The following is a 9,223-nucleotide window of genomic DNA, read 5'->3' as shown; positions in this document are numbered from 1 at the left end:
CCTCGTCAGACTGTCGGGGAGATAAGACCGTAATCACTCCGTTCTCATCGGTCAGTGTTCGGGAATTAAGCAACAACGAATCATCTGGAATGATTAACTTTCAAGGAAACTTATATGAACAGATACAAAGGAAAAGCTGCCCGATGGCAGCAACGGGATAAGGAAGAACAGAGGATGAACAAGACAGAGTTCATCAAGGTAAGATGCACCTCAGAGGAAAAGCAACGTATTAAGTCAAAGGCAGAAAGTGCGGGACGTAAGTTTTCCGATTACTGCCGTGAGATACTCCTAAACGGAGAAGTAACAGTCGTTCCCAAGATGACCAACAATGAAAGGGAAGCCATTGCCATCCTCCAACATACAGGAAGATTCTATGGGCAGGTTTCCAACCTCATCAAAGTAAAAGATGAGAGATGGGTACATATTACACAGAACCTTTCGCTATGTGCCAAAGAGGCATTTAAGCGATTTTACGACCCCCATTTTCATGTGAACGATGAGATATAAGGTCTTAAATCTAACAAGAGATGATAGGAAAATGTAAGGCGATAGCGCATGGCAGCACGGCTCTGGGCTATATCTTCAGAGAGGGCAAGCTCGGCTATCGGCTTGCCTTCCACAATCTTTGCAGCAGGGAGCCAAAGACTATCTATGAGGAAATGAAAGTGGTCAGCGACTATAACAGCCGTTGCAGGAACAAGTTCCTCCGCATTGAAATCGGTATCGCACCACAGGACGAGAAAAGACTGCCTGTATCCGAGCTTATGGGAATAGCCCATCTGTTTGCCAAGCGAATGGGACTTGACAACCACCAATGGGTGGCAGTAACGCACAAGGACACCGACAACAGACACATTCACATCATCGCCAACCGCATCAGCCTATATGGAGAAGTCTATGATACCACTTTTGTGAGCAACAGGGCAGCGAGAGTGGCGGAGGAAATAAGCAGGGAGAAAAATTTGACTATCGCAAAAGAGGTCAAGGTAGAGAAGAAATACCAAAAGTCAAAAGCCAATCTAACGAGAGAACAGACAAAGCAGCAGGTGCAGAAGATTTGCTATGCCCTACTTGAAAAATACAAAGGTACAGGTATCACAGGGCATTCCATGTTCCTCTATGAGCTGAATAAGAACGGCATTACCATAGAGCGCATGAAGAACAAGCAGGGCAAGGTCTATGGCTTAAAATTCTCATTTAGTGGACAATCGTTCAAGGCTTCCGAAATCGGCAGGGAGTTCGGCTACCGTTCCTTGCAGAAGAACATTGAAACAACCAACAAGGAAGAATCAAGGAAACCACATCTAACAGTACAAGAGCCGACAGAAAGGAAAGAACAACCTGATACTGGTTATCAACTCGTACCTCCAAGCCGTTCCTCAATTTCACGAGACAATGACACTCCACGAGCGCAGAACTCCATTGGTGCAGTGGCAGACACCATCGTTAGTGCAGCCGATGAAGTGGTGGAAGGGTTCGGAGATTTGATTACGCCAACTGCGCAAGGCTATGACTATGCAGAAACAGCGTGGCAGCGCAAACTCAGAAGCCAAGCCAACAGAAAGAAAAAACGTGGAAGAGGATTATAACTCACGCCTAAAAAAATGCAGAAAGAAGAATATCTCATCAAGAACGCTTGTTATTCGGTAACAAAGTATTATCTGTTGCAAACAGAATAACAAGCGTTCTTTGTTAGGTAGAAAACAGCGAAGCCAAGTAATTCGCTCGTTTCCAAATCGTTACCTATTTAGTCGTACTAACAATGTAACTTCTTCATTTTCAATTAGATACATTTTAACAATTATCTTACGCGGTAAAGCAATGATAGATGGATTTTATTAGTAAACTTCAACGTAGTTGGCCAAGCGTTTGGCTTTTTCTCGAATAGCATTTAAGTCGGCATTCGTCGGACCATTCACAACCACCACCCCCATACGGCGATGAAGTCTTGTTGTGGGTTTGCCAAAAATGCGGACATCGGCATCCTCCTCACACGTTTGTTCAAGTCCACGATATTGTGGTTGTTTTTCTGATTCTATGGGAGAGAGAATCACTGCGCTCGCTCCACATCTCATGAGTTTGATGCAGGGGATGGGCAAACCGATAACGGCACGTAGGTGGAGTTCGAACTCGTTGAAGTTGAGCGTGTTGGCAAGTGTGACCATACCCGTGTCGTGAGGACGTGGAGAGAGTTCTGAGAAGTAGACTTCGTCACCTTTCAAGAAGAATTCTACGCCCCAGATACCTGCGCCCGTCAATGCTTCAGTCACTTTTGCCGCCATTTCCTCGGCTTTTTGCAACTGAGTGGGAGTAGTTGCTGCAGGTTGGAAACTTTCCCGATAGTCGCCATGTTCTTGCACGTGTCCAATGGGCGGGCAGAAGAGAGTAGGGCCATTTTTCTGAGTGACGGTAAGTAGTGTAATTTCGCTGTCGAACCGGATGAATTCCTCAATGATAACTTCCTGAATGTCGCCTCGGCTTCCCTCTATGGCTGATGTCCACGCATCGTGAAGTTGGTCGGGATGTTTCACAAGGCTCTGCCCGTGTCCAGAACTCGACATTAAGGGTTTGATAACACATGGGAAACCTATTTCGTTGGCCGCCGCTTGTAACTCATCGTAGTTCTTTGCATAGAAATAGCGAGCAGTCTTAACGCCTAGTTCTTTAGCAGCTAAATCGCGGATAGCTTTACGATTCATCGTGAAATTGACAGCACGAGCGGACGGCACAACTTGTATGCCCTGTTCCTCAAAATCGTAGAGCCGCTCCGTACGGATGGCTTCGATTTCGGGAACAATGATGTCGGGACGATGCTTGCGAACGGCTGCCTCTAGAGCATTGCCATCGAGCATAGAGAATACTTCCGCTTCATCGGCTACTTGTTGTGCTGGAGCTCCAGCGTAACTGTCGCACGCAATAACATATTGTCCCAAGCGTTTGGCCGCAATGGTAAATTCTTTGCCTAATTCGCCAGATCCGAGCAATAAAATTTTCTTCATTGATAAATGCTTTATAAATGGAAAAGCACACAGCGTCCGAGAAGAGGTGTGTGCTTAGTGTTTTACTAACATAGAGAGGTTGAGAGCGAACCCATTCTAGAGTCCGTGTCGTCATTTGTGGGCAGTGTCACAGGCTGATAGAAACGGGCAAATTCCCGAAGAAATTTTAGAGTGTCTTCGCGTGGCGAAGTGCGATGTGGTAAAGAATCAGTCATAGGCAACTTGCTTTATAATTTATTCTTGTGCGGTTAGTGGCTGCATTTTTCCTCCTATTTCGCCGCATCTGTTTATTCAAACGCAGAGCCTATACTTTTAGTATGTATTTCTCGATTTATTTTCTGCTTTTCTGTGTTTTTCTTCTCCTCGAAGAATAAAAAACAGACAGAGTTTTTCAGCAAGAAGGAACTCTGTCTGTATGAATATGTGTAGCTAATATCTGTTTAGATGGCGTTGAGCTGAATATTATGCTCTTCCGCCATGCGGCGCATATTCATGATAGCGTAACGCATCCGTCCAAGAGCTGTGTTGATGCTAACGCCTGTCAGTTCGGCAATCTCTTTGAAAGAAAGCTCCTTATAGTAGCGCATATAGACAACGTCCCGCTGACTTTCCGGAAGATGATTCATCAAATTGCGCACATCGTTTAGGATTTGGTCGTTCACCAAACTATTTTCGATGCAGGCATCAGCTAGTTTTGCATTATTAAAAATATCGTATTCTACTTCATCATTAGAAACTACCGTATTAGCATTCTCTACGCGGAAGAAATCGATAATGAGATTGTGCGCTATACGTGTCAGCCACGCATAGAACTTACCACTTTCGTGATATTTGTTCTGACGTATGGTTATAATAGCCTTGACAAACGTTTCTTGGAAGATATCTTCCGCAACATCGTCATTACGTACAATATAATTTATATAGGAATAGAGCCTATCTTTATAGCGGGACAAGAGGACGTCAAAAGCCTCGTTATCTCCTTGTGCATAAAGGCCGACAAGAATTTCGTCCGGCTGAAAATTGAGAGTAGTCATTACTTTCAGATGTTTTGATTTTGGAGTAATGCTGTTTCGATAGGCAGTAATTTTATAGTTATCGGTTGCAAATGTAATAAATGTATGTTATAAAACAATACTTGGGTGTGGAAAATAATACAATAAAACTATAATTCTATCGTTTACGCGATGATTTATAGATATTTTGCGAGGAATTTTTCCATAGCGCGGTAGAAGTCAAAGCGATTTTCTTGGTTGTGGAAACCATGTCCTTCGTTTTCTTTTACCATATATTCTACTTCTACGCCATTTTTTCGGAGAGCTTCTACCATTTGGTCGCTTTCTGCTTTATTGACGCGTGGATCGTTAGCCCCCTGAGCAATAAAGAGTGGTACGCGTATTTTGTCGGCATGGAGTGCCGGCGAAGCAGCAGCTAGCAATTCGTGATCAGTTTCGGGATTGCCCACTTGTTCATACATCATTTCAAGCATTGGCTTCCAGTAGGGTGGGATAGTCTTCATGAAGGTGAAGAGGTTTGAGACACCGCAATAGTCTATACCGCAGCAATAGAGCTCTGGCGTAAAGGCGAGGCCGGCCAAAACAGCATAGCCCCCATACGACGCACCATAAATGGCTACTCGTTTGGGGTCAGCAATACCTTCTTTTATGAGGTAAGCCACACCATCAGAGATGTCGTCCTGCATCTTGCGTCCCCATTCTTTGTAGCTGGCTTCTAGGAATTTGCGTCCGTAACCTGTTGAACCACGGAAGTTCATGCTAAAAACAGCATAACCACGATTACAGAGAAACTGAACGACAGAGTCGAATCCCCAATAATCACGTGCCCAAGGACCTCCATGTGGATGGATGATAACAGGATGAGGCGTAGGATTCTTTTTATCGAAGCTTTTAGGTAAACTGAGATAAGCTTCGAGTTCCAGTCCATCACGCGTAGTATATTTGATTGCTTCCATTTCAACCATTTCTTCTTCGTTGAGCCATGGTGAAAGGCTTGCAATTTTTCGAGGCTGATCTTCGTGAATGTCGTAGTAGTAATATGCCCCTTTATTGCGATCGCTACCCACATAAAGTAGATACTTCTCTTCAGCCTTATCGCAATCGCTCATACCGCAGTGGAGACCAGGGAAGAAGCTCCGCATTTTTTCTTTTAAGTTCTTTTCTTCCTCGTCAAAGTAATGGCGTACAGGCTCTTTGTGGCCGCTACAGAATACGCCCAGTAGTTTCTTTCGCTTTCGGGAGTAGCTGATAGAAGATATATCGTAAATGGGGTTTTCATAGAGCATTTCTATTTCCTCGCACGTAGCAGGATCCATGAGAACCAAGACAGATTTGTCGCGCCCTAAATTTGTTGCAGCGTACACATACTTATTGTCAGGCGTAAATATTATGAAATCAACGCTTTCCTTGAAGCTCGTTGTCAGTACTGCACGAAAATCTTCGTTGTCATGATCGCGGTAGAGAATCTGAGTATTTACGCCGTCCACAATGGCCGTTACAGATCGAAGAACTCCATTGTGGTCAGTCATCCATCCCTGCCAATTTCCAGGATTCTCTGCTAGTTGTGTTAGTTCTCCAGTTTTCAAATCAAGACGATACGGGTCAAAAACCTCGGGATTACGCTTATTCATGCCAATAAGCACTTGGTCTGGAATATCTTCTAGGTCATCAATGATTCTTACACGTACTCCGTCGAAAGGAGTATAACAGCGGAGGTCAGAACCATCAAGATTTACACCGAAAAGGTGGTAGTTCTCGTCGCCCCCATCATCTTTCATAAACAATATGCGCGTATTGTCCACCCAAAAATAGCCATCAATGCTTCGCTCGGTTTCGTGGGTCAGCTGCGTGGCTTCTTCTTCGTCCAAGTTGCGAACAAAAATATTCATTCGGTCTTGATAGGGCGCCATGAAGGAGAGATGCTTCCCGTCGGGGGATAATTGAAACGCTGCTTGCGGACTATTGCGAAAAAAATCTTCCAGGGGGATTTGGCGTACGGACATAGTTTTGTTTTGATATGATTATGGAACGCAAAAATAATAATTTCCGCTGGATTATAAGGATTCCATATTTTTATGGTACATTTGTATAATGTTTAAGGAGGTGTAACCTACATGGATTTTATAAATGTTATAGCAGTTGTTGTTGATGTCTTGTTGATAGCCGTCATTCTATTTTTTTCCTCAAAAGAGAGAATTAGAGCCTTTTTCTCAAAAAAGAACGGAAAAAGCTCTCAGGAGGATAATTCTAAACACGCTGAGAATCTCTTAAAATCGATCGGTTGCACGTACACTCGAGAAAAACGCAAGGATGACCTCGTAGAATTTCGTTTTAATTTCCAAAATGGATATTATAATATGCGGATTTTTCCCCATAGTGGTGAGGTGGTTATTTTCTTTCAAGGTATCGCAGAAGTATCTGCTGAAAAAATAGATTTATTGCGAGTTATTTGTAATCGGGTTAATACTATAGTTCTTTGTCATACAGTTTATTATGCCTATAGTGATGATAAAAAGAATATGATTGTCCATATTTCTGCACCTTTCTTTTTTACTGATGATATTCTGCGGACAAAAGATGCCTTTTTAACTCTTTTGGAAGGATTTTTTGATGTTCGAAGAATCTTTACAAATGAGTTTTTGCTTCTAGAAAAAGAAGGTTCCTCTTCTTCGCCTTATGACGTAGAGAAAAATAATTTGAACTATGCGCGTGAAAATGCATTGTTGGACTCTCTTGAACTTTTTCACTTAAATAATGAAGGAAAAGTAAAAAAGACTGATAATGAATTGTTTAATTATAGATCAGGGGCGAAACTACCTATAAGTGTTGCTTCTCTTTTAGCTACTGTTTTTCAAATAAATCAGCCTTCAATAATTGATATTACTATAGTATCAGATAGTATTAAGACTTTGTCGTCAGCTGAACAAGTTAAAACTTTCAATGTGCTTTCTTCTCTTATTGCTGAGGAAGAGGAAGGGAAGCCTTCTTTTGTTAAAGATGTTGTTACTCTGCTTGTGAAGTATAAATATCAGACGAAAGGAAATGACTCTCTGCGTATAGCTACGATTGTTCTTAAAGCAGATAAGGAAACTCAAGAATGTCTTTATGTAGTGGCGGCTGTTGCTGATGTCAATGCAGAAGCTGGAGCTTTTGAAGTGCCAGGAGTATTAAAATCTTCTAGTTTCTATTTGGCTTATGATAAGGGCGATAATGAGCAACGCTTGAAAGAACTGGCTTATATGCGGCAGGATGCAATTGATAAAATCTTTGCGGGCAAACAAGAAGAGCTTACGGAAGATCAGCAGATGTTAGCATTGTGGCAAACGGATGACTTTGCTCAGAAGGTTTATTGGGGAAGGAAATGCTTTCGTCAAGAACGTTATTATGAGGTGATTGCGTATCTGGCACCCGTTTGGAATAAGATGTTGGCGTATGAGCTTCCCAAAGATGAAGCAATCCAAAACACATTGTTCTTAACTGCCTTTTATTTGGGTTCTTCTTATGCAGAGTTGAAGCTCTATGATCAAGCTTATTATTATTTGGATGGCATTTTTCATATAAGAGATATAGGTGTTAGTATCGCCTATGTAAATACATTAGTAAATGCGCGCGATTTTCGCTCCCTTTACGTTATAAATACTCTTATTAAAGAGCTCCGAGAGAAGTACACTGATGGAGCAGAGCCAATGACGGACGTAGAAGAGCGCTTTATGAACTTTCTTCGTCGTCGTTGGGCTTATGTACATGTTGAACTTGGCGACTTGACTAGTGCTGAAAACGTTTATAAGAAAATGTTGAATGAACCGTTAAATGCTGATTTTGCATTGAATGAACTAGCCTATATTCAGAAGCTTAGAGAGAATAACTCTATCCTATTACCTGATGATGGCCCAGAAAAATCATTAAAAGATTTAGATATATGATCGTATCTCCCTCCCTTCTGTCTGCGGATTTTGGAAATCTGCAGCGTGACATAGAAATGCTAAATGCTAGTGAAGCTGATTGGTTTCATCTCGATGTGATGGATGGCGTTTTTGTACCCAATATCTCTTTTGGCTTTCCCGTTATGGAAGCAATGGCTAAAGCAGCTAAGAAGCCATTGGATGTGCACCTGATGATTGTAGAGCCACAGAAATTTGTGAGTCAAGTGGCCGCTTTAGGTGCCAAGATAATGAATGTGCATTATGAGGCTTGCGTACATCTTCATCGTGTGGTTCAGCAAATCAAAGATGCAGGAATGATGGCAGGCGTAACTCTTAATCCGCACACACCTGTCTGTTTGCTTGAGGATATTATTCAAGATTTGGATCTTGTTATGCTTATGAGTGTGAATCCGGGTTTTGGCGGACAGAAATTTATAGAAAATAGCCTCCAAAAGACACGTCAGTTGCGTGAACTTATAGATCGTAAGGCTTCAAAAGCTTTGATAGAAGTGGATGGAGGGGTCAATAGAACGACTGGAAAACAGTTGAAAGAAGCTGGAGCCGATGCCCTTGTAGCTGGAAGTGCCATCTTTAAGTCTTTTGATCCTGTTGGTGAGGTGGCTGCATTAAAGTGCCTGTAAATGATTTTTTTAGTATCAACTTAACTAAACTTTTTTAGAAAATAATTATTGATGAATCCTCTTTTAGATAATACTACTCTATTTTCTTTGATGCGCACACTTCAAAATGCGCGTAAAATTGTAATTATGGGGCATAGAGGACCAGATGGCGACGCTTTAGGTGCTGCGCTGGGTTGGGCCGAATATTTGCAAGGATTAGGAAAATCAGCTATTATTGTAATGCCTAACCCTTTCCCTGATTTTCTCCGTTGGCTTCCTAACTCGGAGAAGGTGGTTTTCTATGACCATAAGCGTGACGTTGCTCGCCACTTGATAGAAGGTACAGATCTTATTTGTATGTTAGACTTTAATTCGTTGCATCGTTTACAGGAAATGGGTGATGTTGTAGCTAATTCAAAGGCAGAGCGTTTGATGATAGACCATCACTTGTCTCCTGATACGACATGTGCTCAAACTATTATCTCTCATCCCGAGATGAGTTCTACTTCAGAACTTGTCTTTCGCCTAATCTATCAGTTGGGAGGATACGAAACAATGACAACTCAGGGGGCTTCCGCGCTCTATTGTGGTATGATGACAGATACAGGAGGTTTTACTTACAACTCGAATAATCCTGAAATCTATACCATTATTAGCAAATTACTGGA

The 9,223-nt window shown here is 42.2% G+C and carries 7 protein-coding genes and 1 pseudogene; 5 read left to right on the top strand and 3 right to left on the bottom strand.

Annotated features, from left to right (window positions below; all coding sequences use genetic code 11):
* Nucleotides 1–114 precede the first annotated feature (114 nt).
* Both ABLA33_RS09555 and ABLA33_RS09550 read left to right on the top strand, forming a co-directional pair.
* Nucleotides 115–544, top strand: a pseudogene (locus tag ABLA33_RS09555) (hypothetical protein).
* Nucleotides 528–1,589 (top strand): relaxase/mobilization nuclease domain-containing protein, encoded by a 1,062-nt coding sequence (locus ABLA33_RS09550; RefSeq protein WP_347720128.1) that lies wholly within the window; start codon nucleotides 528–530, stop codon nucleotides 1,587–1,589. Before ABLA33_RS09555 ends, ABLA33_RS09550 begins: the two are co-directional and overlap by 17 nt.
* Nucleotides 1,590–1,838: 249 nt before the next feature.
* Here the strand turns inward: ABLA33_RS09550 and purT are convergent, their stop codons facing one another.
* The 3 genes from purT to ABLA33_RS09535 all read right to left on the bottom strand — a co-directional run bounded on the left by purT (nucleotide 1,839) and on the right by ABLA33_RS09535 (nucleotide 6,015).
* The gene (purT, locus tag ABLA33_RS09545; RefSeq protein WP_347720127.1) at nucleotides 1,839–2,999 is read right to left on the bottom strand and encodes a formate-dependent phosphoribosylglycinamide formyltransferase; all 1,161 of its coding nucleotides are present in this window, start codon (nucleotides 2,997–2,999) and stop codon (nucleotides 1,839–1,841) included.
* Nucleotides 3,000–3,439: 440 nt separating this feature from the next.
* Complete coding sequence (locus ABLA33_RS09540; protein ID WP_347720126.1) at nucleotides 3,440–4,033, bottom strand: sigma-70 family RNA polymerase sigma factor; 594 nt, start codon at nucleotides 4,031–4,033, stop codon at nucleotides 3,440–3,442.
* A gap of 155 nt (nucleotides 4,034–4,188) precedes the next feature.
* The gene (locus ABLA33_RS09535) at nucleotides 4,189–6,015 is read right to left on the bottom strand and encodes a S9 family peptidase (RefSeq protein ID WP_347720125.1); all 1,827 of its coding nucleotides are present in this window, start codon (nucleotides 6,013–6,015) and stop codon (nucleotides 4,189–4,191) included.
* 111 nt (nucleotides 6,016–6,126) lie between these two features.
* Here ABLA33_RS09535 and ABLA33_RS09530 point away from each other — a divergent pair, with 111 nt between their 5' ends.
* From ABLA33_RS09530 to ABLA33_RS09520, 3 genes are all read left to right on the top strand, one after another.
* A complete protein-coding gene (locus ABLA33_RS09530; protein ID WP_347720124.1) occupies nucleotides 6,127–7,935 on the top strand; it encodes a hypothetical protein in 1,809 nt (602 codons plus the stop codon).
* Nucleotides 7,932–8,576, top strand: a complete 645-nt coding sequence (gene rpe, locus ABLA33_RS09525; protein WP_311490121.1) for a ribulose-phosphate 3-epimerase — start codon at nucleotides 7,932–7,934, stop codon at nucleotides 8,574–8,576. Before ABLA33_RS09530 ends, rpe begins: the two co-directional genes overlap by 4 nt.
* Before the next feature lie 51 nt (nucleotides 8,577–8,627).
* A partial coding sequence (locus ABLA33_RS09520) for a DHH family phosphoesterase (RefSeq protein WP_347720123.1) occupies nucleotides 8,628–9,223 on the top strand: 596 nt, incomplete at its 3' end.

This window comes from uncultured Alloprevotella sp. (assembly GCF_963536905.1).
In the GTDB taxonomy this organism is placed as follows: Bacteria; Bacteroidota; Bacteroidia; order Bacteroidales; family Bacteroidaceae; genus Alloprevotella.
The sequence above is the reverse complement of the archived record's forward strand: the minus strand, read 5'-3'. Positions and strand labels throughout refer to the sequence as shown.

Excerpts from the sequence above, each read along its gene's own strand:
- purT (WP_347720127.1), bottom strand. The coding sequence starts at position 2,999 with ATGAAGAAAATTTTATTGCTCGGATCTGGCGAATTAGGCAAAGAATTT.
- ABLA33_RS09550 (WP_347720128.1), top strand. The coding sequence starts at position 528 with ATGATAGGAAAATGTAAGGCGATAGCGCATGGCAGCACGGCTCTGGGC.
- rpe (WP_311490121.1), top strand. The coding sequence starts at position 7,932 with ATGATCGTATCTCCCTCCCTTCTGTCTGCGGATTTTGGAAATCTGCAG.
- ABLA33_RS09530 (WP_347720124.1), top strand. The coding sequence starts at position 6,127 with ATGGATTTTATAAATGTTATAGCAGTTGTTGTTGATGTCTTGTTGATA.
- ABLA33_RS09540 (WP_347720126.1), bottom strand. The coding sequence starts at position 4,033 with ATGACTACTCTCAATTTTCAGCCGGACGAAATTCTTGTCGGCCTTTAT.
- ABLA33_RS09535 (WP_347720125.1), bottom strand. The coding sequence starts at position 6,015 with ATGTCCGTACGCCAAATCCCCCTGGAAGATTTTTTTCGCAATAGTCCG.